Below are 24,595 nucleotides of genomic sequence, written 5' to 3'. Positions count from 1 at the left end.
GGATCAACTCTGCCGCGTGAGACCCCGCCATACGAATAAACCGGTTCCGATCTGCTGCCTCTCAACGAGATCGCTTATCCGGTCAGCAAACATGCTGTCGCCGAGATCGTCGCGCAGCAGCTTCACCAGCCGGTCGAATGGGTCCCGGTGGCCTTCAATATCGAGGCCACGTAGCTTGGGTAGAATCCGGAATTCGATCTGGTCGGCTAGGGGCACGCGGATATCGATACCGCCATTCCCTTCCACCGGATAGTTGGCACAATAGGCGAGGATGGCATCCCGCAATCGGTGGCCGAAGGGCCGTCCGCAACCCTCCATGATATCGGCAAGCCCATTAACGATCTGACCGGCAAGGTTTCGGCGCGCGTCGTCGAGCCTGTCCGAACCCTTGACCCATGTTCTCCAGCTCTTGAAGGACATCGCACCGTCGGGTCGCGCCACATTGCCAACTTCGTTCATCGTTGGAAAGTCTTTTGGCGCCGCGAACTGCATGACATTGCCCCGATCGAGCACCTTGTCCGAGAGCGACTGCGTGCTTTCATCATCGTTCATGGTGCCGGCGAAGAGGACGTTATGCGCGGAATAAAGCGACAGTGTCTTCTTCAAGCCGCGAATGTCGACCGGGATGAGAGCGTCCTTGCGCTTTTTGTCATCCTGCGATTCTTGAAAGCGGGGCCGCACTTCAAGGCGGCTGAGGAACTCCGAAAAGTAATACTCGACGCGAGCGAGGTTCATTTCGTCCAGGAGCACGAGTGCCATATGATCGCGGCGATCGTAGCTACTGGTATCGATCTCGACGGTCCTGAATGGGTCCATATGAACCAGAAGACGGGCGAGATCGGTCGCGCGATACTTCTTTTCAATATAGTTGTAAAAGCCAAGCAGATCCTGGGGGCTGTCCCAACGCGGCTCGACCGCGATTTGCAGGAAATGCATTCCCATTGCCTCCGCATAGCGCCGCGGCAGCAGGCTTTTTCCTGTGCCGGACACGCCCGCCAGCACAGTGAGCTGAGCATTGTCATTGATCTTTAGAGCGGTGTGAAAGGCCCTAACTGTGCGGCCGCTGTATGACAGCCCATGCTTTTGTAAATAGGCCGCGACGTCATGCAGAGCGGCGCCTTCTGTGCGCCCGGCATCCCGCAACGTTGATGGTATCTCAAGCAATGTTGGCAACTTGGTGAGGTCGGCGAGAATGGCTTGTTCGTCCACTGCGGCTATGTCAGCGCCACCACTTTCCGAAAGCAGTCGTTCTCGCCGTGCCGCGAGCTTGTCGACCTCTTCCGCCAGTTCGTCGCGACGTTCACGTTTCTGGGCGAGGTCGACGGCGATCGCCTGAACTTCACCCTTTTTCAGCTCCACAGCGTCGCTTCGCTCTGCCAGGTCCTCCAGTTCCCGTTGCAAGTGGTTGCGGCGCGTTTCGACACGGCCGAACTCGTCAGATGCACGGGCCAGTTCATCCCGCAGCCGATCCACCTGGTCCTTGATAACAGTCAGTTCCTCGACCTGAACTGAAAGGCGTTCGGCCTCACCATTCAGCCGTTCCACTTCCACGTGGATGGCGGCCCTGGTAGCCTCTAGGCTCCGCGCCTCTTCGAGCGCCCGCAACGCGATATCGCGCTCGGCTCGAAGTTCAGGCAGTTTGGCTTCCAGCTGGTGAAGTTCCTCTGTCAGACGCTCCACCTCACGCTTGCGCTCGACAATCCGGGCAGGGTCCAGATCGGCGGTCACTCGATCAAGTTCGTCAGTCGCGGCTCCGAGCTTCTGCGAAACTTCAGCTAGTTCGGCCGCCGCAGCCGAAGCGTCGCGCTTAACCTCGTCGATCTCCACTCGCGCGGATTCGAGATTGGAGAGTTCTGCATTGGTGGCATCTCGCCTCTCTTCCAGAGCCGAGACCTCAGCGATCAAACGATCTCTCTCCTGAATTTTCTGTTCGACAATGCTCAGTTCTGCTCGTCGTTGGGCTAATAGCCCTTCCTCTTGTGCCCGCAGCTCGCGCACATGCTCGTAGCGAGTCGCATCAGGAAGCCGGGCGCGCCGAATCTGAAACATGGTTGCGATACCGCTCATTAAGACGGCGAGAGCTGTTAGTGCCAACAGCGAAGGCAGAACGAGGGTGGTGGGATCAAAAGCTAACATCGTGGTTTCTCATTCCTTCGCTACGGGCGGCGGCACAGAATTGTCCGTGGCGGGCGGACCGGGGTCGGTCGCAGGTGCTGCAGGGATGCCGGCTTTGACCTCCGCCAAACGGACTTTTGCAGTTTCAATTTCGACGTTCAGACTTGCGAGGGTATCTTTTGCTTCCAACGCCATCTTCTCGGCTTCAACCCGCGCGATCTCGGCTTTTTTCGCCGCCTCTACGTCCATTGCGGTGTCTGCGATCTGTGCCCTCGTGCGAGCCAATTCGGCCTGTGCGTTGGCAAGCTGGCCACTCGCCCCCACCAGATTGCCTTGCGTCTTCGCCAATTCTTTCTCTGCCGCCGTCCGCGCCGCAGCTGCCTGATCCGCGGTCGCAGCATCTTGCGTAGCAGCGGCACTTTGCGACTGCAGTCGAGCTACGTCCACCTGAAGTCGAGTGAAGGTAGCGGTTTGCTGAGTAACGTCGCCTCGGATCTTTTCGAGAGAGGCAAGCTGCGCATCCAATTGAGCTTGCGCAGCCGCAGTATCCGCCTTCAGCTTCGCCAAGCGGTCATTCAGCGTAGCCTCATTCGAGCTAGCTTCCGCCAATCGCGTCTCTGCGGCGACGCGTCTCTGTTCGGCAGCCTTTGCCTTCTCTTCGGCCTCGGAGGTTCGCTGCCCTTTTTCGTCTGCAGCGGCCGAAGCATTGGCTAACATCTGCTGCGCTCCGCTCAAGGCAGCCTGTTTCTCAGCTAGGTCCTTTTTTACGGCGGCGAGGTCGCTCTCAGCCTTCTCGAGTTCATCTCTCGATTTTTCGACATCACGTTCAACCGTAGCCCCTTCGGAAAGCGCTTTCTGGGCTCTTGCCTCGGCATCCGAACGCGACTGATCCTCTGCTGAAATCTCGTCCTTCACCTCTGCTAGATTTGCTTCCAATTTCTTGAGCTCTTGAGAGGTCTGCGCCAGATCGTTGGTAGATTTCTCGATCTGCGCATTTAGCTGGGTAAGAATGCTTTTGGCTTCATTCTCGGCAGCCTTTGCCGCGGCTTGGCCTCTTTCGGCCTCGGCAAGTTCGGAGCGCGCCTTGTCCAATTCAACCATGGCATGGTCGCGATCACCTTTTATCTTGTCTGCGTCCGAGGCACTCCGTTCGGCATCCTCTTTTGCGCGCAGAGCTTCTACTCTTTTGTCATCGAGGCTACGAATAGTTTGCTCCAACTCACCTTTTCGCTCCTCCATCGCCGATACAATCAGCGTCCGGCGCTGCAATTCGGTCTCGCGACTCTCTGCGACGCGCTGGGCACCCTGAACCATTGTGAAGACGATCAGGTTCAATCCGATTACGGCCAGCCCGAGCATCGCCACGAGAGCGATCCATATCCGTCCGCCGACTGGCGCGGCTTGGTCTCGGGTTGAGTCAGGCGCGCCTGAGTTCATATTCAATCCGGTCAAGGCATGCCTCCATATCATTAGCTAATTCGTGAACCCAGAAGCGGAGCACTTTCCAGCCGCGGGCACGAAGTTCGGCATCCCGCAGCCGGTCGCTCACCTTCCGGTTTCCGTCCGCATCCAAGTGCCAGCGCCTGCCATCCACCTCGACATCGAGTTTGACCCCTTGAGGGTCGAGCGCGAAGTCGAGGTATCGTGTGCCAACCGGGTATTGCGCGATGGGCTGAAGAGCTCGCGCTCGCATCGCGGTGTCGAGTCTGCGCTCCCAGTCGCTGTCGAAGGGCGGGCGCGGGGGCGACCAAGGAGTGATTGCGCGTTGTGCGAGATATTCTATGTGCTTAATATTACAGGACCGAGCGTGAGATAGATCCCCCACTACAATGCAGAGCGCGCGAGCCCGGCTAATTGCCACGTTCAGCCTCCGGCGTTCTTTTTGCAAAAAGGTTCGGGCCGAGGAAGGGCAGCCGGGGGCAAGCACCAGCGAGAAAAGAATTACGTCGGCCTCGCCGCCTTGAAACTTATCCACTGTCGCAATCCTAAGCGACAGGCGCTCCCGTTGCGTCTTCGTCAGGAGGCCTAGGACATTGACTTCGATTTCCGCCACCTGCGCGTTGAATGGGGAAATCACTCCGACCGTGCCCTTGAACTCCACGTCATCGGCAATTCGGCGCAGAACTGTGGCGATATGCTCCGCCTCGGCCTTGTTAATGGTTCCACCCTCATGCCTGCTGGCTGTGCCCGCAACATCCTCCCAGACCAAGCCGGGCTTGTAGCCAGACGGGGGGTGGAAGGCATCATCCTCTCGCCTGCTCACGAGCTTGCCGCTATAGAAATCGGAGTTCAGATAATCGACAATCTGCGGTGCCGAGCGAAACTGGTCACGCAGGAACAGGCGCCGTGCGTTCGGCTGGCGCGCACAGAAATCGAACAGCGAGTTTATGCTTTGCGCGATCGACGCCCGTCCCTGTTGCGGGATGCGTTCCGCATCCATAAGGGCGTGCTCGGTGGCGATTCCCAATGATGGGACGAAACGCAGCTGCATAGGGTCGCCGACGACTACAGCCTTGCGCGCCCGCGCCAAGAGAGGCAGGGCTGAAGCAATGTCACACTGGCTCGATTCATCGAAGATCACGTAATCAAAGAGGCCAGGAATGAGCGGCACTCGAGAGGGGACTGAGAGCGTGCTGATGGCCCAGACCGGACGATGCTCAAGCACTGCGCGAGCGTCTTCCGGCATCATCCTTCGCGCACTCTTGATGTTGCCGAATTGGATTTCTTTGGCGCGCTCGGATATCCGCAACCACTCCGCCTCTCCTGCCTGCGTCTTCACGGCCGCCAGTCTTGGCAAGAACGAGCGGATCTCAACTGCACCTACGACCGGGTCGAAGTCTCTTTTGCTGTCGTCAATCGGTCGCGAGCCAGATTTTTGAAGTCTGCGCCGCACCTCGGCTATTCGCGCATTTAGTTCAGAGAGCGGAACAAGATCGGGCAACGGAAGGGTAAGATCGACTGGTCGCCCCAGTAACCGACGCAGGGAAAGCAACGCGCGTTTCACCCATGAAACGCGAGGTCGTCTTGCCGACCCGTCCGGAAGGTGGCGGCAGATTTGCTCATGCCGATCGGTCAGCTCAGATAGTGCTATGTGAAGGGCCGTGCGCTCGCGCATGCGCCGACGATCAGCCGCGCCCGATTGCGCGGAATTGAGCAGGCCGATCCGTGCGGCCTCGATACCGTCGAGGTCAGCCGAATTCCTCGCTTCGCCACCGGCGATATCGAAAAGCGCATTAAGAAAATTTGTATTCCGATCGCCGTCTGCATCGCGACCTCGAACCAATAGGGGAGCGGCGGGGACGATCTCCTTCAAACGTCGCTCAATCTCGTCCAAGGCTTGGTGATTTTTCGCCGCGAACAGCACGCTCCGACCGGCCATCACAATCGAGACAATGAGGGAAAGTATGACTTGGCTCTTGCCGGTGCCGGGCGGCCCTTGGATTACCGTCAAAGGCCCTTGCAGCGCCGCTTCCGCTGCCTCCAATTGACTCTCAGTCAAGTTTGTCGGCGATAGGATGGCCACTTCAGAGGTGTTGGGGCTCTTCGCATCGCGCGCGAACAACTCCGCCAGCGCTGTGCCGGAACGTTTTTCAGTCGTCCATGCGCGAAGAGCCTCCAGATCGTCGGCTGCTCCCTTAGTGAAAGTCCCATCCTCTATCAGGAACAGGGCCGCCGCATTTCGCAGACCCGTGCCATGGACGGTCAGCTCCGGCGCGAGATCGGCTGGACGGAGCTCTACGCCGCCTAAGGTCGCTAGAGCGTGCCGCATCCGGCTACTCACGGCGCCGAGGTCGCTTTCCTCTCCCTCGGGGAAAAGCGTGTCGAGTAGCGCGCTTTCATTCCAGCTGGAGTTGCGCCGTACCTCTCTCAACCACGCTGGGTTTACGGACGGCTGTGAGGCCTCCAAATTCAGCACCAGATCTGACCCTTCGATTCGCCAGTCAGCTGGCAAGAGCAGACCAGGTATACAGGCCGGGCCCTCGGCGATCGAAAAGATGGAGACAGGCCATCCAACGGCAGCCGTCCCAACTGTCCGGCGAGCAAGTGCTTCCCGGAAGCTTGCCGGCAAACACTCCATTCCTACGCGGAGTTCGGCGTCTTCCCACCAATGGCCCGAACTGCGAAGAAGTTGCCAGCTCACAGCATGGCGGTCAGGGAATTCCACTATCTGTCCACGGGGATCCTGACGTTGTGTCGCAGAGTAGTAGCCAAGGAGCGTCGCCCAATCCGGCAAGGGCGCGACTGTAGGCGACTCGGGAATTTCCGCGGGAGGACGGGGGTCCACATTTCTGCAGGTGGCAGGAACCGAGTAAAGAATTGTTGCGCCAGCATTGCCTGCGCTGGGGTTGGTCCCCGTCGTTGGTGTAGCGATAGCGGCTTGTGAGACTACCATCCATCGTCCGTTCCGCACCCGCACGATTTCTCTGCGCTCGGCGAGAGAGAGCAGTCCGGCAAGCAACTCGGACGCGCCAATGCGCAGCCCGGACGCCCTCAACCGCCAGACAAGCTGATCGTCGGTGGCGCCTCGCGGGTAAAGCGCGAGTAGCCGCCTAATGGTGTGGTCAAGCAATGAAACCCCTTCGAAGTCGTTGGTCGTCTAGCGCTTTCGACATCGACCCCACCTCCACAGTATCACTTGATGGTAATCGCCGACAACTTGTTTGCGGTCAATTCAGTGACGTAGGGTAATGTGGTTGGTGTGTAACAGTATTCAGTTCGGCCAAACTCAACCATCCTCCAACTCGCCAAGTCGATGAGCGTCGTCGTCCATAAGGCTGTCGAAATCGTCAGAGAGTTCGTCAAGTCGCTCGACGCACCAGAGCCGACACCGCTTGCCTGAAGAGGCCGGTGCCCCTTGTCGTCGTAACAACGGTCTAGCTCTCAACAACTGGGTAGAATGGTCGTCCCCAATCCTCGGTTGAGTTGTCCATCATAATGTCGATCATGATCGGGATGAGAAACCCGATGATATCGGCCCCGTCACGAAGTTGGTTGCGGTTAGTGCTCGAGTTCCAAGTTGCGCCCCCGTGAACAAGTTGGTTGCGGAGCACATAGAGGCGGTCGAATAGCATCGACAGGATGTTGGCGGTATCGCGAGTCATCAGCGCGCCGTGGAAGGCACGCCTGGCGGCATTGAATCGTTGCTCCCAGTCATCGTAACCATCGATCCCATTTTGGTGGGACCAAAATGGGCCAAAGACGAAGCGATTCTCCAGAAAGAGCCGTATGGGACCGGGGAAGCGTGTCCAGACCGCGTCATAGATGCGGCTGTTCTTGTCGAGGTCGCGGAGCATTCCGAAGAACCATGCAAATGCTTCGCGTTCACCTCGCACGTCGCGCTCGTCCGCATAGGCCGCGTTAAATGCGATCCAGAGGAAGAGGAACGCTGCAGCGGGATCGTTGGCTTCTGCTTCAGCCCGTCCGATCCAACTGATCGACCGATGGACGCGAAGGCCGAAATTCTCGGGGAAACCCGCCCGAAGTTGACGCTGCTTTTCCTTGAGCGCCTCAAACCTATGCCGAGCTGCCGCGTTGTCCTTCATCGATTCATTCCGTCCGTTCATCCTATCCCGTAGGCATGTCGGGAAGTGCGCAGAGCGTATTCACGAGACGAATTTGCTCGACCGTCGAGCACCCCGCCTGCAGCAGTCGAGGCGAGAAAAATACGAGGCTCAGGGCCTTGCCACGGCTCACAGCGACATTGAGCCGCTCGCGGGAAAAAAGGAACTCGATGCCCCGTGAAGTTTCTTCCGCTGAAGAGGCAGTCATTGAGACAATGGCAACTGGCGCTTCCTGCCCTTGAAATCTATCGACGGTTCCTACCCTTATGTCAGGCAAAGCTTCGGCTAGTGCGTTCACCTGGGCGTTGTAAGGAGCGACAACGATGATATCGTCCTTCCGTAACGGGCGCACCAAACCGTCAATGTTGGTCCATTTTCCGGCAAGCAGAAGGTCAATCTTCTCACGGATTGCAATGACCTCTTCAGGACATTCCTGTGCGCGCCCTTGGTGGGCTACCGCAATCCGCCATGCGCCGGCTATGGGTAGTCCCGGTGAGTGGATTGCTTGCCGCGACGTCGTTTCGTGTGGATGCAGCCGACCTTCGTAGAACTGTGATGAAATGAAGCTGCAGACTTCGGGATGCATGCGACGAGTGACAGGAAGAAAAATCCCCCTGTCCTGCGCAACGTTCTGCCCTTCGCCGAGAACCCAATCAAGGCAAGAGAGATTTGCCGGATCAGGGTGCGCTCCCTGAATTACCTGCGGGAGTTGGCGGGGGTCGCCTATGAGGACAAGATTCTTGGCCACATTCGACATCCCCACCGCATTTGCGAGGGAAACCTGCCCAGCCTCATCGATGAAGAGGTATTCGAACGCGCCCTCAAGTTGGTCTCGCGAAAACAACCACGCTGTGCCGCCAACTACCTGTGCTGTTTCAAGTGCGGAATCGTCGTTATTCCGCACACTCGCGATGGCCTCGTAGCCGATCGGTGCCTCGCCGGTGTCGGATCCAATCTTGTGTGCGAGCTGGACCTCCGCAAGGGTCAGTCCGACGTCGGCGTCATCGCGAAGCGCATCTAGGCAGGCCATCAGGACGTTGCGGATGGCTTCATGACTACTGGATGAAACGGCGACGCGATGGCCGTCCCTGACGAGTGCGAGGATGGCGCGCGCGGCGACATACGTTTTACCTGTTCCGGGCGGGCCCTGGACTGGTAGGACTGTTGCATCCATCGCCCGAATGGCTGCTATAGTTCCTCGGAGGGGATCTGCCGCCTCATCCAGGGGAAGCGGTGACGCACCTTTGAAGCGCGGAGGATTGCGTGAGATGAGATCCTCTGCTGCCTTGTTCGCGCGAGATCCACACTGGTCCTTGATAACTTTGCGCACAGCGGAGGGAATGGGTTTGGCATCTATAGCGAAGGAGGGAATGAGATCCAGCCGGTCTGGGAGCTTATCGCCGGAGCTCGGCCCCATTTTCAGCGTTACCCGCCGAGCACGGCGGTCGAGCGACGTGATGTCGACCTGTCCGAAACCGCCATCGATAGCAAACTGCGAGGATTTGCCTGCCCTTAGCTTCGTCTCCTGCGGCGGATATCGGTAATCTCGCTCATTCGATCTCTTCACCGATCGCTGCGGCCCATGGGCGACGAGGCCGCCAAGGCATTCCATATCATCGCAGAGCTCGTCGAAGTCCTTCGCAGCAGCGTCGAAAACAGCCCACGCAGCAGGCTTTCGCTCGCGCCAGTGGAAGACGCCTAGGTCATACAGGAGCCGCTGACGGTCGTCGGGTAGGCTGGATTGAAGCAGCAAGTCGGCGAGATCGTCTACTTCGGCTTCGGCCTCTACGGACTTTGCGGTGCAGCCTTCGCCGAGTTCCAGCCATCGCCCTTCTGGCCGGATTTCGAGTAGCCAATCGCGCAGCCGCTCCGTCGAGACGCAGTCGATGCGATTGTAGTTTTCGATCTCGTCCAAGATGGCGGCGACATGGCTTTCACGCCACTTCTCATAAGCGACAACAGACCCGCCCGCGGTCTTCACCTCGCCTGTGCGGGAAAGATCATAGAAGGCCTCCATATCCTTAATTGAATAGGATGGCTCGGATGCATACACGCCTCCCCGAACAACGGCATAGAGGTCGATGAAACGGCGCTCCCTCAGCCACCGATCGAGCTGCGCTTCGCCGACGCCGTGCCGAGTGGTGAGCTTGCGAAGCGCGCTGATTTCGTATGATGCGTAGTGGTAGATATGAGCTTGCGGGTTCTGCACTATGCTCTGCTCGAAGAGTGCAAAAAGGGCGACTATCGCCTCCTTCTCCTCCGCAAAGTCATGAGCCCAGAAAGCTTTGAAGGCCTTCCCATCCCAGACCCCGTGTAGGTATTCAAGGCCTTCGGTGCTGGTTTCAGCATAGAACGGGTCACCTTCGATGTCGTAGTAGAGATCGCCAGGATGGGGCCGGGGCAGCAGGTCGAAGCCCTTGCCGGGAAGGGGAGGGCGCAGCGCATAGGACGGTTCGCCACTCTTCCGCTCTTGCTGCAGCGATGCCTGAGTCCTGAGCTTTTCGAGTGTCGACTCGGCCATCCTCGGCACACGGCCGCGTTGTTGTGCGAGAGTGGCCATCGTAGTGATGCCGGTTGCTTCAAGCTTTTCCACCTGGACTTTCGTAATGCCGGCAACGCGGAAAAGGCTGTCCTCTTGCTCCCATTCTCCAGCGCAATGTTCACGCCAGCGGCAGAGATTACAAGTTGCACAAGGCACAGGTCGAGTTTTCGTTGGTTCGACAACGAAGGACTCAAGCCTCTCTCGTGCTGCGCGAGCATACGCCGCATATTCCGCGAGACGGAAACTGAAACGCTTGCCGTCGCCGAGCTCCACGTGTGCCCGCTCTGGACTACGTCCCTGGGCAGTTGCTAACAGGTCGGAATAAAGGACGAGTTGCAAGACATGCGCCGGAGCAGGTTTGCGCTTCAGCTTGGTATCTGTAACCTCGTAAGAAAATCCCCCGAGTTTCGAGGGCAAATCAACCCGTTCGAGGAAATCGGAGTATCCGCCCCACATGTCTCCTTCGAGCGCTCCCTGGAAAACAATATCCGGGCCACTTCGAAGGGCCTCTAGCGTCGCTTTGACAGCCACATCGAAGGCGATCCCATCCTTTTCAATCTTGGAGATACGCTTTCCGCTGGTCTCGAGCCGCGCCAGATGGGCCGCTTCGTGCGCGTCGCCATATCTTTGAAGTAGGGCCGCGTCTTCACTGTCATCCGCCGGCTTCGGCCCCTCGCCTGCAAGATGGGCGAGGTCCAGGCGTGCTGCATGCGAGCAGGCCATGAATCGCATCAAGTCCGAGGCCGATAGGCGAAGCCCATTGCCGTCGCGTCTCATCACGCGGCATCCAAAACAGGTTCCTGGCCGATAATTGCGAGGCTCCGACCTCCAAGATCTCGGAAGGCTCTCTGTCGGCATGAAAATACAATGATCTGCAGATCTTGTGCCTGTCGCGTCAAGGCGTCGAAGATACGCTCGATGCGGTCGTCGTCGGTGTAAACGATCGCATCGTCGAGAATCACTGGCGCGGGGTTACCTGCCTTCGCCAGCATTCGAGCAAAGGCTAGCCGCACGAGAAGTGCGATCTGTTCCTTGGTGCCGCCCGACAGGATGTCAAAGTCTTCCTCCGTCCCGGCTCGAACCAGAGCCGTTGGCAGGACCTTCTCTGCATCGAAGCGAAGCTCAGCCTCGGGCCAGAGCAGTCGGATGAGTGGGGTAATCTCCCTCAGGACGGGCTCAACGTAGCGGTCACGTGCAGCAGTTCGGGCGGATTCAAGTGCGTCGTCCACTGTTTGTAGGACTGAGACCTCGAACATGATCTCTTCAAGTCTCCGCCTCGCTGCTTTCAGTCGAATCTCGATGTCGGCCAGCTCTTCCTCGACGGCCTCCGCAGCATGCATTTCGATTGCCGTATCCAACTTTCCGAGATCAACGCAAATGCGCTGGCGGTCCTGTTCGACGCGTGTGATGACCGATCGTGCACGTTGTAATACAGCCTTCGCCGCTTCAAGATCAGGCGCCACGGCCAAGATTGCTTGGCGCTGTCCAATCGCCTCTGCCAACGCGGCCCGATGCCCAACAAGCCCGTTCATAAGGCGTATCTTTTCGGCCTCGGCATCTTGGAAGCTGCTGAGCGCGGAGAGTGCCCTGGAGACCCTCTCCGCTGCGCTTTCTGCGGCTGCTGAAGCACGGGCCGCGGCGGTCTGCGCTGTTTCGAACGCAGAACGGGCTTTCTCAAGTGTGCTGGTTGCGTCTGCAAGAGCATGTTTTGCTGCTACCTCGGCCTCTTGAGCCTCTCGTGCGCTCGGAAGTTCGGGTTCCGCTTCCACTGATTCAGGCAGGCGGGCGATACTTTCCCGCAGGGCTTCGATTCCATGCGGCGCCGCTCCGTTTAACTGGTGTTCGGCACTCCGGCATCGAGCTTCCGCCTCAAGCCGGAGATGCGCGGCTGCACGAGCAGTCTCGATGGTCTCGTAGCCAGACGCTTTAAGTGCGTCGGCAAGAGCTTTCTCGGCTACCGCAAGTGTATCGGCGGCAGACTGTGCACCGGGGTGGACCGCTAGGTATCCAATGCCGTCAATCTCCAGCGTGGCGCCATCGGGTATTGCCACACGATTTCCATCAGGCATCGGCTTACCGTTGAGCGCGACACCATCTTTTCGTCCAACGGCATACGTCATCGTGAGAGCGACGGCCTCGATCTCGCGTGCCTTTCGTAGAACCCGGACCTCTCCAGCCCGATCCTCCAACTGACGCAGCACCTTTTCTGTGAGGCCAACCTTGGCGTCCGCTACGGCTTTCTCGAGCTCGGTCCGCAAGCCTTCGGCTTGGGTCAGTCGAACCGCAAGCTCCGCACGCCGCTCTGCCGTCGCGGCGCATGTCTGAGCACGTAGTGCCCTTCGAAGGATTTCAGAGGCAGTTTCTGCCGATGAGGACGCCTTGTCGAAACTCCTTCTCGCCTCGATGAATACACCCTCTGCTTCACGGTGCCTCTCGTCCTTGATTGCGGCATCAGCCTTGGCCAACTCAAGGGCGGCTCCGGCACTCTTTTCTTCGGCAAGCGCGGCCTCGATTATCGCAAGCCTCTCCTGGGCTCGTTCCATCTCAAGGCGTTTGGATCTTTCTGCTTCGATTGCTCGCTCAAGCGCTTCTGCATGACGGGATGCCTCGTCATGGGCGGCCTGTGCCTCTGCAAGCCGCGTCATCCTTTCCGAATCCTGCTCGCCGTCTTCAAGACTGGCGAGTTCGCGCCTTAGATTGCGCCGGCGATCAAGTTCCGCCCATAGAGACGCCGCCTTGGCTGCAAGCCCATCGCGTCGGAGATCGAGAGCCGAGACCTCGTCTTCCGTGGACTTTAGTGGGCCGCCAACTTTCGCTTTTCCGCTGCTGGTCAAGTAGCGGTCAAGTTCCCTCCGACAACGATCCCGCGTCGCGTCCATACGACGCCCGCCGGTCATTGCTTCGACCTCGCCGGTGACGGAAGAAAGCAAGTCGCGCCGTGCTGAGTGGGCGGATTCGCCTTCGTCGAGACTGGTCAAACCCTGTCGCACCCAGAGGAGACCGGCCGGCCCCCCTTCCTTTGGTGCTTTGAGCACCTCAGCGAGCCATGTCTCGGCATCGTCCGCCTGCTTGATCAGGTGCCCGCTACGGGAGACCTTGGCCTCGCCCTTGCGCGTCTTGCTCCAGCGCTTTTCGACTTTGAAGCGGGTTTCGTTGATTTCAATTTCGACTGCCACTTGAGGATCACCGCCGGAATGCGGCGCAAGACTCGCGACCTCTTTGTCCCAGGACCTGTAGCCTTTAAAAAAGAGCGCGTGGAGCGCATCAACGATGGTCGACTTGCCGCTCTCATTCGGGGCCGAGAGGACGTTCAGCCCGGTGCCGATACCAGTGATCTCAACGGGGTCGGTGAACCGTCGGACGTTATCGAGGCGTATCGCGAGAAGCTTCATTGCGTCTCTCCCTGCACATAATTGTAAAGGCGTCTAAGTGCCGCCGCGGCGATCGCCCGATCCGTGGGGGGCGTTGAAGCGTCTTCAGACCTCTGATGGAGGCCTTCAGCTGCCAACCGAAGTGCGCCGCTCAACGCAATTCCATCGAGATCTTCCAGGCTGCATTCGGTGGCGAGATCTGCATCGTCGAATTCGAAATGCCAGAACTCGGGCTCTGCAAGCTCTGCTGCACGCGTCAGAGCCATGCGCGCTGGCAGGCCCAGCCTACCGGTGGCTCGAATTTTGAGAAGCATGTCGCGCCTCTCCTTGCCTTCGACCGGCAACAGCATCTTTAGCGCAGCTACAGCGTCTTGTGCAGGTATGAGTGGCAGTGGTGCTTCCCGCCAGTCGAACTGACCGGCCTGAATGGTGTTGACCTCGGGCACCGCGCCCGGAGCCAGGAGAGTGACAGCGAGGCAAGTGCCGGGGCCGCTGTGCTTGAATCGATCGCGCTCGGGGGTGCCACAGTAGAAAGTGCGATCGCCGAACTGCTTCAGTCCGTGCCAATCACCAAGCGCAAGATAGTCGAGCCGAGCAGACTTGGCGCGATCGGGCGGTATGATGTCGGCACCGCCGCCCTCGGACCCGAATGTAAGGACCCCGCCATGTGCAAGCCCAATCCGGAAGTGGTCGGCAGGAGTAGCGCAAAGGGGCATCCACTCTGTCAGATCGCGGCCGGGAAAGCGGCGAGGCACCGGAGCGGGCAGAAGAACCACACGCGGCGCGATCTCGACTGGCTCCGGCGCATCAAGAAGATGAACGTTCGCTGGAGCATGGGCGCGGACGCGACCCCAGAGCGCTTCAGCCGCCAGGCTGTCGTGATTTCCGGGAAGAATCCACCAATGAAGGCCTTTCGCGGAGCTCATCGCAGCCAAGGCGTGACGCCAAACGGCGTCAGAAGGCGTTTCCGTGTCAAAAACGTCTCCAGCAAGGAGCACGTGGCTTGCGCCGTGATCTAATGCGGAAGCGGCCAGACGTCCGATCGACGCGTGCCTCGCCTCTACCAGGCGACCGCGCGCGTTTTCGGGAAGGTTGCTGAACCTGCGGCCGAGGTGCAGATCGGACGAATGAATAAAACGAAACATGTGAAGATCACCAGAGCCAGGAGGCGGACCCAAAAGTGCGATCCGAATTCACATGAGCTATCATGCGAGGGTGTCAGAAGCTGTCATGGAGAGGAGTGGTCGCGAACGTTGAAGGGTTGAATTATCGAACAAAGTATGAACATCAATTAGGGAAGTGCATCAAAATCAGCCCTCCGGGCCGCGTGAACGATATCTGCAAGCTCTTCGGGTTTGATGACCTGGACAGCATCCCCCCACTGGTAAAGGTGCCAGGCCATCTCGAGCCACCCAGAGGCCTTGAACCGCACTTCAAGTGCGCCATCTTCAGTTACGCGCACTCGTTGATTGGGATGAAAGCGCCATTCCGCAGCGCGATCGGCCGCTTCTGGAGCGAAGCGCCACACGACCTCACCGAACTGGCTGTCGTCTTGGAATGACCCGAACGCTCGCGCCGCATGCGCTGCAAGATCAAAATCGAGGTCTCGCGCAAACCATTCGTCCGTCACTTCGACTGCGCTGATTCGGTCAAAGCGGAAATGCCGAAGCTTCAGTCCTTTATCGGGTTGCCTCCCGACGAGGTAGCGCCGCGCACCGAGAAGAACGCCGTAAGGTTCGACAAGACGTAGACTGTCATTGTAGCTGAAGCGAAGCCTATACGGTCCCCGAAGCGCTGCGGTCACTGCGTCGGTCACGGCTTGTGCCACGGCAACGAATGGCCCTGGCCTTGCTGCAACTCCGTGAACCTCAAGCATCGCTTCGGCGTCAGCTTCCGCGCGCCGTGCTTCTTTGACAGGCAGTGCCGCCAGAAGGCGGTCACGAAGGCTCGCCAAAGCGCGGGCTTGCCTTGAATCACCGCTTTCCCGAAGTCGGGAAATCGCGAATTCGAGCCCCTCGAGCTCCTCATCCCCGGAGAGCCGCAATCTAGCAAGTGGGATCTCGCGAACCATCCAGCGCCGTTCCCGAGTTTGATCTTCGGCGATCTCTACAGCGTGTGGAAATGCCTCGGCGAGCGCTGAGGTCATGCGCTGCGCAGTTCGATGGCTTACCTCGAAATGCTCACAAATATCCACGAGCGTGACGCCGCGGAACCGTGAGCAGGCGAAATCAGCCAGTCTGAGAAGTTCTTTTGCCTTGGAATAGGACATGGCGTGGTCGTGTCCCCGGTGGTGGCGTAGCTGACGGAAGCGAAGGGTGGGAATTCGGCTGTTAAACAAATATCGCGGACAGAAAGAGCGGAGCCCATCGCGGACTAGGCCCTGAAGTCACGGCGAGCTACCAACATCGCTACCGCCCCGGACTATCATCACAAAGACATTTGCACCGTCCCAAAACGCTTCTCTGACATCAAGCGGAAGTTGATTCCAGGCACCTAATAGAGAACCGTTCTCGGAGGCGTCGCATACAAGCAAACAGGAATAGTCGTAGCTCCATTCGCCCTTGATGGGACCGGGATCCGAGTAGGGAAAGGAACGATAGAAAAATGCCTCCCTGATACAATCAACCAAAACCGTTTCGGCTTGCGTGATTGACCCGCCGTCAAAGTATTTGCCTTCGAACACTATGGGGTATGGAAAAGGGGAGCTTAGGGCGAAATCCGGGCAAGCCCGCTCTAGTTTGCCTGCCTTCCAAGCATTGAAGAGGTCTGAACCTTTACCCATCAACTTCTTTATGAAGGGGGTGCGAGCGGTTCTACTTGCCGACTTTTCACAATAGGGCTGAATATCAGCGTTATTCCAAAATTCAGAGAGAAACGCGGTTCGGGTGGTATTTCCAGTCATCCCCTTGGTTTGTTTCGCTAGGTCGTAGACCACAGGCGTAACAAAGTGATTGAGAAATGCCCACTCTTTTCCTCCAAGATGCCTCTTTGTTGGATCGTTTTTGGCAGTTTCAATCAGTTCACCGATCTTGATCCTCATCGATGCAGCATGAGGTAGCGACGCTTGGATTAGTCGATGAAGATCCTGCAAAAATGTGAATGCTTGGCGCTTTAACTCAATTCGTGACATTCCATCCCCCAAATGGTCGCGTCCCGCGGAGTGGTAGTGGTGTAGTTGGCAGCTGATGACCGCAGCCGTGCATGCCGGGATTGTGAATGCGCCGTGCCTGCTAGCTGAAGACAGGATCGCTCATCTCGATGATTGTTTCCAGCATCGCCTCGAGTATATTCTCGCCGACTGTGCTCGCCAGGTTCAGGAAGTTTCACCGGACAAGCCGGGACTGTTTGCAGGCGGGCCGTCCGCTGTCAGATCGAGCGCCGGTGCTTCGGCATAAATGAAAGTGCGCCACATCTCGATGACGGCCTCGATGGCCTGATCGAACCGCACGATGGACTTGTCGCGCCGTCGGATGATAACGCCGCCGGTCCAGCCGCCCTCGGCTTGCTGCCAATCTCCTTCGATTGTGTCGCCGCGATAGGTAACACTCTCGATCGATCCGCCGGACGCGATCGAACACGTGGCACGGGTATAGAGATGCTTAAAGGCCGTCGCCATGTCCTGGATATCCCTGAACGACGGCGTGCGCGTCGTGACTGCCTTTTGGAAGTCCGTCAGGGTCTTATAGCGCTGGGCGAAAACCTGATTCCTACGGGCATGATAGCGGTAGTAGTGATCGGCCATGTGGAAGGAGGAAACAGCTGCGTGAAATGCCTTGCGGATTGAGTGGGGCGTTTCTTTCCAGTCGTCGTAGTCGTCGACGACAAAGCCATCAAAGAAGTCGTAAGGTGTCATTCCCATGGTCGCATCTCGATCAAGAGTTGGCTCTTGCAGCGAAGCCTGTATATTTTCTGGCGAACACGCACAGCAAACGCTGAATTACCAGATTTTGGTGGCAGAGGGGGACAGCCGTGACCGCGACTACTGACTACGGAATCCGCTTGGGTGACAAAGCGGCATTGGCTGTGGGTTTGGCCGCAAGGCCCCAGGGCACAACGATGGGCGAGATCAGGAGTCATACCGACCAAGGTCAATACAATGTGTTCAAGAGACTAGAAGAAGTCGGCCACACAGTCATCCGCAAGGGCAAGGGCGCGCAGATGCGCATTTGGCTCCGGCACAAGGCTGCGGGCGAGGCTGATCTAAAAGAAGCCAATGAGGTGGTTGATATGCTGCCACGGGAGGTGGTCGACGAAGTTACCGATGCCGTCATGCTGACCTTCTCGTTGGAACGCGATCTTCAGGTAGCGCTGCGCGCGAACCTCGCTCAGTTAGAAGACGGGCTCGTTGTGGCGGACCATGGATCAGAGGAAAAGTTTCGGGATATCACGGCGCAGGACCGGGACGGAAATCTGGTCGTGATCGAGTTGAAGGCAACCAAGGCCGGAAAGGACGCGGTAGCCCAGCTCCTAGCCTACATGGCCGAGGCTGCCACGATGCGGAATGTCGACAAGGGAAAGGTTCGGGGAATCCTTGTTGCACCGGCATTCCAGGAAAAAGCACTTTCAGCGGCGTCGATGACCCCGGCGGTTGCGCTCAAGACCTACCGGGTTGGGTTCTCGTTCACGGATGCGTCGTAGCGGCACCAATTCCGCCCTTCGCTTGCGCCACCCTCGCAGAAATCACGAGCCACGCCTGAAGCCTGGCCCAAATCCCAGGCAATAGAGCAGCGCTATCCCCCGAGCCCGCAAGAGTGTGGGACATTGACCGGGATCGATCCAAGGCGTTTGCCGTCGTAGCCTTCCGCGACCGTCGCTATCACCGCCGGGTTCCAGCCATAGCCGCAGTGGGCAGTGTCCGGGCGCTCCAGCAGCCCGAGATAAGTCTGATCGTTTGAGACGATGACGTTGGTAATCTTCATATCCTCCGGCAGATATGCCTTGGGGAACAGCCGGTAGCTCAATAGGTCATTCGGATCTGTGAAAGCGACAAAGCGGATGGGGCCGGCCGGTTCGGCGACAAACGCCTTGTTCTTGCGAGCTCGCGCGCTGGCGAACACGTCGAGGAGCGATCCACTGGCTCGATCCGCCGATTTGTTAGCTACAATCCTGGCTGTGCCTGGAGAGTAGGTTGCGGCATTCAGGAGAGGTATCTGGTTTGCCAGCAGGAAAACCATTTGGACATCGCCAAGGCGTTGGGCAATTAGCGACTGTTCCGATGCCGGCGCGGTTTGCCATATCGAGACGATAGCATCGGAGAGTATTTCGCTGCCCAGGCTTTCCGCAACCAGCACAGTCTTCCGCCGGGGCTTGCTGTCGTCGATAGCGCAGCGGCCTTTGGCTGAAATATTGCCGCCCAGAGCGTCACAAACTTCAGAGCGCATCCAGGATCTGGTTGGGTTGCCAGCCGTGCCCGTGTAAATCACAGCGTCGGAGAAACAGTCGTCGATCAGCCCTTTTTTGAGATCCCTATTCAGGCTGGCACGCTTAAGTTCATCATTGTGATCAAGCCCAATCGCGATTTTTGCACCGGCGGCGAGGGGCGACCAGACGAGAAAACGAAGTTCCAGTGCATGTCCGTTCACACTGTGATTGAACGTGACGCGCGCGGCGCGCCCTGGGCCATACACAGTGTTTCGCCTAGACGACCCAATTGGGATTGCCTGTTGGAGTAGGGCATGACGGTTATCTGCCCAGTCTTCTTCGTGAGTGCACATCCCGTGCACCCAGACGACCCGTAGGTCTTCTTGCTTGGCAAAGCTCATAATGCCGCCAAAGCTGGATGCGTTGGTTAGGCCAGGTTCTTGAATCTTCGGGGGGACGTAAGGGGTCGTGCACCCCGAAATCAACAATGCAGCACAGAAGATGAATACAGAAAATACCGTGCACAGAGGACGCTGTATTACTGTTGCCATCTGTTTTCCCCCAATCCCTCTTCAGTGAAGCCGAGAAAGGGAGAAAAAGCGAGTCGTTTCGACCGCGCGAGGACTATCTCACGGAAGACGCGCGAAGGCCGCGCTCACGGCAGCAGAATGCAAGCCGAAGATCCATAATAGCGCGCTTGTCTGGTGTTACATCAGTGAGCGTCGCCATCGAAATTTTCCTCTTGGCCTTCAGTTTCTCGGCAACTTGTGAATCTCAAGCCTAACCGGTCCACCACGGTCGCAGCTGGTGCAGAAAAGTGCCCCCTCGACCGAACTGAAAAGCGCGCCTTTGCCGTATCGCCGGATAAGGCCGGCGGGCTTCACTTCCGCATAGTGAGAGCAGTTCTTGCACCAGGCCCGCAGGGTGTGCCATTCGCGGAGGTCGCCGAGCGCGACGTCGAGGCCGGCGTGCACGCTGCCGTCTACGATCGTCTGCGGGTCAATCTTGACGTCGCCAGGTGTCAGCATCTTCTCCATCACATGCCGTGCGTTGTAGTGGATTAGCAGCATTCCCGGGCGTCTTCGGATCGCGACGTGCCAGGCGGTTTGGCTGATAAAGAAATCCGGTGACCGGCATAGCGTCTCGACGAGCTGGGTCTCGTCCCGATCCCAAACTTCGATCCGAAAATTGTCCTCTGCCGTTTTTCCCATAGCTTCGCCGGCCAGCGCGGTGACGCCTCGCCATGGTCCCTTTTTTGCCTAGATCGAGGATGGAAATAAGGAACATATTCCTCGCCAGTCAAGATGATCTTGACTCTTGTGTTCTCTTTTTGTTCACTGTTGGCAGGATAGCCACAGGAGGAAGTCATGGAGCTTCGCTTGGACATCGAGGGTGCCACGCCCTTAGAGATCGCGCGCGGTATCGAAGCGGCTCAGACCGTCTTTGAGGGGGCGAAGGAAATGCCCAAGGCGGCGATGTTCAATGCTCGGATAGAAGGTGTCGACACGACACCGGCCTTTCGAGACGCGTTCAAATCGAAGCGCTGTCTGATCCCAGCCGACGGCTACTACGAGTGGACGATATCGCCGGCAGACGGAAAGAAAGATCCATGGCACATCTTCCAGTCCGGCCATGCGCCGTTCTCATTCGCTGGCCTATGGGCCTACAATTCGAACCTTGAAATCACGAGTTGCACGATCATCACCGAGGCATCAGCGGCGCCGGTTAATCAGATCCACGACCGCCAGCCGCTCATTCTGGATTCCGCTTTCTACGACGCCTGGCTCGATCCCAAGACGCCGGCCGGAGACCTGAAAGACATCTTGCGCCACGACATTGACGGGAGCCTGCCTATGAGCGACGAAATCAGACTTCCCATGCCGGAACACGTCACACCGCCGGGAATCCAGCACCACGTCTGCGAGCACGCCGGATGCGTCAGGGATGCCGGTTGGGGCTTCGCCAAGCCCCGGCAGGCGCCGCATTGGTTCTGCTTCGAACACCGCGCTGAAGGTGAGCGCTTTCTGTGAGGAGGAAACAACAATGCCCCGTTTAAGCGTTGCAGCGGAGCTCGAGAGCGCTGCGGGTCGGATCGCCGATATCTCTCGCGCCGATCTTCGGATCATGCTTCGGAGGGCCGCGCTCGTGCTCCGCAATATCACGGGTGTCACGCTCGATCCCGCAGCCGACGAGTCGATTAATGGCATCGCTGCGGAAATGAGCATTTCGAAGCCCGAGCTTATCAAGACCATCCTTGGAGACTGGCTGATCGCGAACGCGTATGTGCCGGTGCCTTATGCTCTCGACGACGAGAGGGCCACGGACGGAAGTGCATAGCCAATGTCAGACAACATTCTGCCCACCCAGAAGAAACCCAAGCTGATCGTAGTTGTGGCGTTCGACCGTGGCGACGAAGGCGAACTGTTCACGGCCTACGGCCCAACAGATCAGCAGACCGAGGAACGCGCGATCCGCACCGCCAAAGCGCTGGCCTCGAACCATGTCGGAGTGATCGCTTGGAGCCGCGATGCCGACCCGGCGCTCGGCGACTATGGGCCGCCGACGGTGTTGTTCACCAATGGTGATGTTCCGGACATGGAGTAACCCGCCAATTCCGGCCAGATAGCGTTTGCTGTGCTCATTCAAGGCCAAGAATTTGTCGGCCCCGAGCAAAACACGCGTCGGCACGGGACTCCTCAAGCACAGGCTTGTCACGGCCATCAAGCATTTCCCTGCATGAGTTCAGAAGTTTTCCAGCGTCATTCTGAGCCGCCTCGGCCACAGCTAGCCAACTAGCTCTCGTCGCGAAATCCCGCCCATCGAAATAGCATTAGTCAGGGACACGGCCGCCAGCGGAGTCTGCGATCTCAATGATCTCAATTCGATGGTAATCAACGTGGGGTTGCAGACCTCGTTTCGAAGACAGGTAACCATTCAGCATAGCGATTGATGTTCGACAGCGCACGAGAAGGGTTGGCTGACTTCAAAGTAGGACAGGCTCCTCGATTTGATCTCGTCGAAGAGCCCGGATGCACTGAGAGCGCGCGAGGCGTCGCCTCCCATTGCTACAACTTTTCGTAGCCTCGGCATATGTTTCATTGTGAATCGAACGACTGGCGCGGAGATCGCAAACGCATGCTGTGCGTCCGGCAAATCACCTCGCTTCAGACCGTCGTTGCGGAGGAGAAAGCAGGCGGAAATATACAGGAAGTTGCAAGATGTGTTCTGAAAAAAACCATCCTCGAGCTGGCCAAAATGACGAAGCGTCTTGAGCAAATTCTTGTTCGTCGGGGCCTTGGGGTTGTGGCTGTAGGGGTTCGTATCACCGGCGTCCAAGCGCTCTTCAATGTATTGCGCAGGGTAAAAGTCCTTGGCGATCAAGAGGTGTTCCCCGTCCCAATCGCCGAGCAACGTCTCCGTTCCCCAGAGGTTCTTGTTGCCCAAGCCGAAAGAGAAAATGTTCCTGTAACGTGCATGGTATATTTTGCGCACCGACTGTGGAATTGCAGGTGTCTTGAAACCCAAAGCTGTTATTGTCACAGTCTGTCCCATCGCTTTGCCTTCAACCAACCGGCCGCTGTAGCTTTTCGCCAACGCGTCTGCGTAGCTCGGCTTTCCCACACCTCTCCCCCCTATGGCATTACTGCTATCGCTGGGCCTTGAGGAAAAGTAGAGGCTTGTCCTTGATCTACTAGAAAAATTAGGATCAGCTTATGTAGCCAATGAGGTTACAACAAATGCCAAACGAGATGAAGGTGTTGCTGCGGGGGGACGTCACGCTGCGTAGTGACCCGGGTCCCCCGCTGAACAAGAAGTATGGACGCATTACAGTCCGCACAAGCCGAGAGGAGTTTGTTTTCGTTGGCGAAGGCGACACAGCCAGAGGCGCCTTGGGTTATATCCAAAGGGCTCACTCCGGAAGCGGCGCTTCCGACAAATTGAAAAGATGTCATGCCGCTGTCAAAGCAGACCGCGGTGGCGCTGCTGACATCGTCTTCGCAGAGTAGGCTTTGGGCAGGTCGCGCTGCTATCCCGCTGACAGACAACGCGGGAAGGGCAGAGACGCCAGCGAGCAACACCTATGCCAGAAGACCGTCGGCTATACCTTCCGTCTGATACGCTTTCTCGTCTTGACCGATCGCCTAGATTGGCATTTGCCGCCTTCACTGGGGCTAATTGGAATTGCGCATGATTAGCGGAACTGCATGGTTGAGCGCGCTGTAACAATTCGTGAAAGTAGCCGGTCGACTTATCGCTATAACCTCAAAGATGTTGAGGTTGCTCACTCCCGCCCAAGCTGCTGAATTCCTCGCCGTCACTCCGAAGCACCTGCTCGAGCTGACGAACGAAGGCGCTTTGTGCTGGGTGAACATTGGTCTTGAGGGCAAGAGGCCCACCCGTCGGTATAAACAAGACGACCTCGCCGAGTTCATTGTAAAGCGGAGCCAAAGAGCATGCCGGTATATCGAAAGCACGGCAAACCAGAATATACCTATGACTTCCAGTTTCACGGTCGTCGATTTTCCGGCCCCACGGGCACGAGCAACAAGCGCCAGGCGGAACGCGTCCTAGAACTCAAGCGGCAGGAAGCGCGGAGCAAGCTTAAGACGGCTGCAAGCTTCACTGCCGAAGGACCAATGACACTCGAGATAGCTGCTTCCCGCTATTGGCTGGAGGTGGGGCAACACCTGGCCAATTCCGGCAACTACTACCGCTTTCTCGGGTGGCTCCTCGATCATTTTGGCAAGCATGTCACGTTGGATCGGATCTCGGACTCCTTGGTCGCTGCGATGGTATCGCAGAGGCGCAGCGACGGCGTCAGCAACGCCACGGTCAATCGCACCGCTACAGTTCCTCTCCGCGGTATCATGACCCGAGCGAAGAAGACCTGGAAGGTCCCGGTCGGTGATATCGACTGGAGTAGGCATATGCTCAAAGAGCCGAAGGAACGCGTTCGTGAAGCCAGCCTAGACGAAGAGAAGCGCCTGCTGAATGCGATGCGCGGCGACTACGCTCCCGCTGTGCGGTTTGCTCTCCTAACCGGTTGCCGTCGCATGGAGATCGTGGAGCTTACGTGGTCCCGTATTGATTTTTTCGGCAGGATGATCACGGTCACTGGCAAGGGCGATAAGACTAGGGTCCTGCCGATGACAGACGCGGTCCATGCCCTCTTGTGGGTGCTGAAGGACCACCATTCGACGTCTGTCTTCACCTACATTGCCCGGAGAACAAACAAACGTCTCAACCTCGTTAGAGAGACCCGCTACCCGATCACGATGGAAGGCTTCAAGACAGCTTGGCGTCGCTACAGAGACAAATCAGGAGTGGAGAACTTCCGGTTCCACGACACGCGCCATACAGCGGCGACGAGAACCCTGCGCACTGGCAACATGAAGATCGTGCAGAGAATGCTGGGCCACGAGGACATCACCACCACGGCGAAATACGCCCATGCGATGATCGAGGACATGCGCGTTGCCATGGAAGCAGCAAATCACACCGGAAGTCACACCGGAACTGAGAAGCAGGCGTCTAAAGTATTGAAAGATAAAAAGAAATTGGCCTGAGCAACCTTGACCCCCAGTCAAGTGCGCTACCGGGCTGCGCTACACTCCGGACCGCGCAAAGCCATATATTTTCGAGGG

19 protein-coding genes are annotated in these 24,595 nt (G+C 58.0%); 6 read left to right on the top strand and 13 right to left on the bottom strand.

All coding sequences use genetic code 11. The features are described 5' to 3' along the window. Nucleotides 1-3 precede the first annotated feature (3 nt). The 10 genes from AC1DXM_RS09870 to AC1DXM_RS09825 all read right to left on the bottom strand — a co-directional run bounded on the left by AC1DXM_RS09870 (nt 4) and on the right by AC1DXM_RS09825 (nt 17,442). Nucleotides 4-2,136 (bottom strand): McrB family protein, encoded by a 2,133-nt coding sequence (locus tag AC1DXM_RS09870; protein ID WP_477232859.1) that lies wholly within the window; start codon nt 2,134-2,136, stop codon nt 4-6. A 9-nt stretch (nt 2,137-2,145) separates the two neighbouring features. Beyond that, nucleotides 2,146-3,567, bottom strand: coding sequence for a coiled-coil domain-containing protein (locus AC1DXM_RS09865; protein WP_477232858.1), 1,422 nt, complete (start codon nt 3,565-3,567; stop codon nt 2,146-2,148). Next, nucleotides 3,533-6,031 carry an AAA domain-containing protein gene (locus AC1DXM_RS09860; protein WP_477232857.1) on the bottom strand — a complete coding sequence of 833 codons (2,499 nt, stop codon included), beginning with the start codon at nt 6,029-6,031 and terminating at the stop codon, nt 3,533-3,535. The genes AC1DXM_RS09865 and AC1DXM_RS09860 overlap by 35 nt, the downstream gene beginning before the upstream one ends. Before the next feature lie 958 nt (nt 6,032-6,989). Further along, nucleotides 6,990-7,658 (bottom strand): hypothetical protein, encoded by a 669-nt coding sequence (locus AC1DXM_RS09855; protein WP_477232856.1) that lies wholly within the window; start codon nt 7,656-7,658, stop codon nt 6,990-6,992. A gap of 22 nt (nt 7,659-7,680) precedes the next feature. Then, nucleotides 7,681-10,995, bottom strand: coding sequence for a TM0106 family RecB-like putative nuclease (locus tag AC1DXM_RS09850; protein ID WP_477232855.1), 3,315 nt, complete (start codon nt 10,993-10,995; stop codon nt 7,681-7,683). Next, nucleotides 10,995-13,610, bottom strand: coding sequence for an AAA family ATPase (locus tag AC1DXM_RS09845; protein ID WP_477232854.1), 2,616 nt, complete (start codon nt 13,608-13,610; stop codon nt 10,995-10,997). Before AC1DXM_RS09845 ends, AC1DXM_RS09850 begins: the two co-directional genes overlap by 1 nt. Next, entirely contained in the window at nt 13,607-14,734 is a 1,128-nt protein-coding gene (locus AC1DXM_RS09840; RefSeq protein WP_477232853.1) for a metallophosphoesterase family protein, read from the bottom strand. The genes AC1DXM_RS09845 and AC1DXM_RS09840 overlap by 4 nt, the downstream gene beginning before the upstream one ends. Before the next feature lie 146 nt (nt 14,735-14,880). Then, nucleotides 14,881-15,858, bottom strand: coding sequence for a helix-turn-helix transcriptional regulator (locus tag AC1DXM_RS09835; protein WP_352535687.1), 978 nt, complete (start codon nt 15,856-15,858; stop codon nt 14,881-14,883). 117 nt (nt 15,859-15,975) lie between these two features. Beyond that, a complete protein-coding gene (locus tag AC1DXM_RS09830) occupies nt 15,976-16,629 on the bottom strand; it encodes a hypothetical protein (RefSeq protein WP_477232852.1) in 654 nt (217 codons plus the stop codon). 273 nt (nt 16,630-16,902) lie between these two features. Then, complete coding sequence (locus tag AC1DXM_RS09825; RefSeq protein WP_477232851.1) at nt 16,903-17,442, bottom strand: hypothetical protein; 540 nt, start codon at nt 17,440-17,442, stop codon at nt 16,903-16,905. Between the two features lie 116 nt (nt 17,443-17,558). On the opposite strand from AC1DXM_RS09825, the gene AC1DXM_RS09820 reads away from it, so the two are divergent. Next, nucleotides 17,559-18,227: an endonuclease NucS domain-containing protein gene (locus AC1DXM_RS09820; RefSeq protein ID WP_477232850.1), complete on the top strand. Its 669-nt coding sequence runs from the start codon at nt 17,559-17,561 to the stop codon at nt 18,225-18,227. Between the two features lie 92 nt (nt 18,228-18,319). Here the strand turns inward: AC1DXM_RS09820 and AC1DXM_RS09815 are convergent, their stop codons facing one another. Continuing rightward, on the bottom strand, nt 18,320-19,351 hold the full coding sequence (locus AC1DXM_RS09815) for a hypothetical protein (RefSeq protein ID WP_477232849.1): 1,032 nt from the start codon (nt 19,349-19,351) through the stop codon (nt 18,320-18,322). A 348-nt stretch (nt 19,352-19,699) separates the two neighbouring features. Then, on the bottom strand, nt 19,700-20,161 hold the full coding sequence (locus AC1DXM_RS09810) for a hypothetical protein (RefSeq protein WP_477232848.1): 462 nt from the start codon (nt 20,159-20,161) through the stop codon (nt 19,700-19,702). Nucleotides 20,162-20,329: 168 nt separating this feature from the next. Here AC1DXM_RS09810 and AC1DXM_RS09805 point away from each other — a divergent pair, with 168 nt between their 5' ends. From AC1DXM_RS09805 to AC1DXM_RS09795, 3 genes are read left to right on the top strand one after another with little or no spacing between them, the layout of a single operon-like run. Next, nucleotides 20,330-20,980 (top strand): SOS response-associated peptidase family protein, encoded by a 651-nt coding sequence (locus AC1DXM_RS09805; RefSeq protein ID WP_477232847.1) that lies wholly within the window; start codon nt 20,330-20,332, stop codon nt 20,978-20,980. Nucleotides 20,981-20,993: 13 nt separating this feature from the next. Next, a complete protein-coding gene (locus AC1DXM_RS09800; protein ID WP_477232846.1) occupies nt 20,994-21,287 on the top strand; it encodes a hypothetical protein in 294 nt (97 codons plus the stop codon). A gap of 3 nt (nt 21,288-21,290) precedes the next feature. After that, complete coding sequence (locus AC1DXM_RS09795; RefSeq protein WP_477232845.1) at nt 21,291-21,554, top strand: hypothetical protein; 264 nt, start codon at nt 21,291-21,293, stop codon at nt 21,552-21,554. A 330-nt stretch (nt 21,555-21,884) separates the two neighbouring features. On the opposite strand, the gene AC1DXM_RS09790 is transcribed toward AC1DXM_RS09795, so the two are convergent. Then, on the bottom strand, nt 21,885-22,571 hold the full coding sequence (locus AC1DXM_RS09790) for a hypothetical protein (protein WP_477232844.1): 687 nt from the start codon (nt 22,569-22,571) through the stop codon (nt 21,885-21,887). Nucleotides 22,572-23,219: 648 nt separating this feature from the next. On the opposite strand from AC1DXM_RS09790, the gene AC1DXM_RS09785 reads away from it, so the two are divergent. Both AC1DXM_RS09785 and AC1DXM_RS09780 read left to right on the top strand, forming a co-directional pair. Beyond that, the gene (locus tag AC1DXM_RS09785; RefSeq protein ID WP_477232957.1) at nt 23,220-23,522 is read left to right on the top strand and encodes a helix-turn-helix domain-containing protein; all 303 of its coding nucleotides are present in this window, start codon (nt 23,220-23,222) and stop codon (nt 23,520-23,522) included. Beyond that, nucleotides 23,405-24,517 carry a tyrosine-type recombinase/integrase gene (locus AC1DXM_RS09780; RefSeq protein WP_477232843.1) on the top strand — a complete coding sequence of 371 codons (1,113 nt, stop codon included), beginning with the start codon at nt 23,405-23,407 and terminating at the stop codon, nt 24,515-24,517. Before AC1DXM_RS09785 ends, AC1DXM_RS09780 begins: the two co-directional genes overlap by 118 nt. Nucleotides 24,518-24,595: the final 78 nt, after the last annotated feature.

The sequence above is a fragment of the Mesorhizobium sp. P3_A2 genome (assembly GCF_056403115.1).
This window is presented reverse-complemented; position numbering and strand designations above follow the sequence as displayed.

What these genes read in the sequence shown, in the direction of transcription:
- AC1DXM_RS09870 (WP_477232859.1), bottom strand. Translation starts at nt 2,136, where the DNA reads ATGTTAGCTTTTGATCCCACCACCCTCGTTCTGCCTTCGCTGTTGGCA.
- AC1DXM_RS09855 (WP_477232856.1), bottom strand. Translation starts at nt 7,658, where the DNA reads ATGAAGGACAACGCGGCAGCTCGGCATAGGTTTGAGGCGCTCAAGGAA.
- AC1DXM_RS09850 (WP_477232855.1), bottom strand. Translation starts at nt 10,995, where the DNA reads ATGAGACGCGACGGCAATGGGCTTCGCCTATCGGCCTCGGACTTGATG.
- AC1DXM_RS09845 (WP_477232854.1), bottom strand. Translation starts at nt 13,610, where the DNA reads ATGAAGCTTCTCGCGATACGCCTCGATAACGTCCGACGGTTCACCGAC.
- AC1DXM_RS09840 (WP_477232853.1), bottom strand. Translation starts at nt 14,734, where the DNA reads ATGTTTCGTTTTATTCATTCGTCCGATCTGCACCTCGGCCGCAGGTTC.
- AC1DXM_RS09835 (WP_352535687.1), bottom strand. Translation starts at nt 15,858, where the DNA reads ATGTCCTATTCCAAGGCAAAAGAACTTCTCAGACTGGCTGATTTCGCC.
- AC1DXM_RS09830 (WP_477232852.1), bottom strand. Translation starts at nt 16,629, where the DNA reads ATGAGGATCAAGATCGGTGAACTGATTGAAACTGCCAAAAACGATCCA.
- AC1DXM_RS09825 (WP_477232851.1), bottom strand. Translation starts at nt 17,442, where the DNA reads ATGACACCTTACGACTTCTTTGATGGCTTTGTCGTCGACGACTACGAC.
- AC1DXM_RS09815 (WP_477232849.1), bottom strand. Translation starts at nt 19,351, where the DNA reads ATGAGCTTTGCCAAGCAAGAAGACCTACGGGTCGTCTGGGTGCACGGG.
- AC1DXM_RS09810 (WP_477232848.1), bottom strand. Translation starts at nt 20,161, where the DNA reads ATGGGAAAAACGGCAGAGGACAATTTTCGGATCGAAGTTTGGGATCGG.
- AC1DXM_RS09800 (WP_477232846.1), top strand. Translation starts at nt 20,994, where the DNA reads ATGCCCCGTTTAAGCGTTGCAGCGGAGCTCGAGAGCGCTGCGGGTCGG.
- AC1DXM_RS09795 (WP_477232845.1), top strand. Translation starts at nt 21,291, where the DNA reads ATGTCAGACAACATTCTGCCCACCCAGAAGAAACCCAAGCTGATCGTA.
- AC1DXM_RS09785 (WP_477232957.1), top strand. Translation starts at nt 23,220, where the DNA reads ATGTTGAGGTTGCTCACTCCCGCCCAAGCTGCTGAATTCCTCGCCGTC.
- AC1DXM_RS09780 (WP_477232843.1), top strand. Translation starts at nt 23,405, where the DNA reads ATGCCGGTATATCGAAAGCACGGCAAACCAGAATATACCTATGACTTC.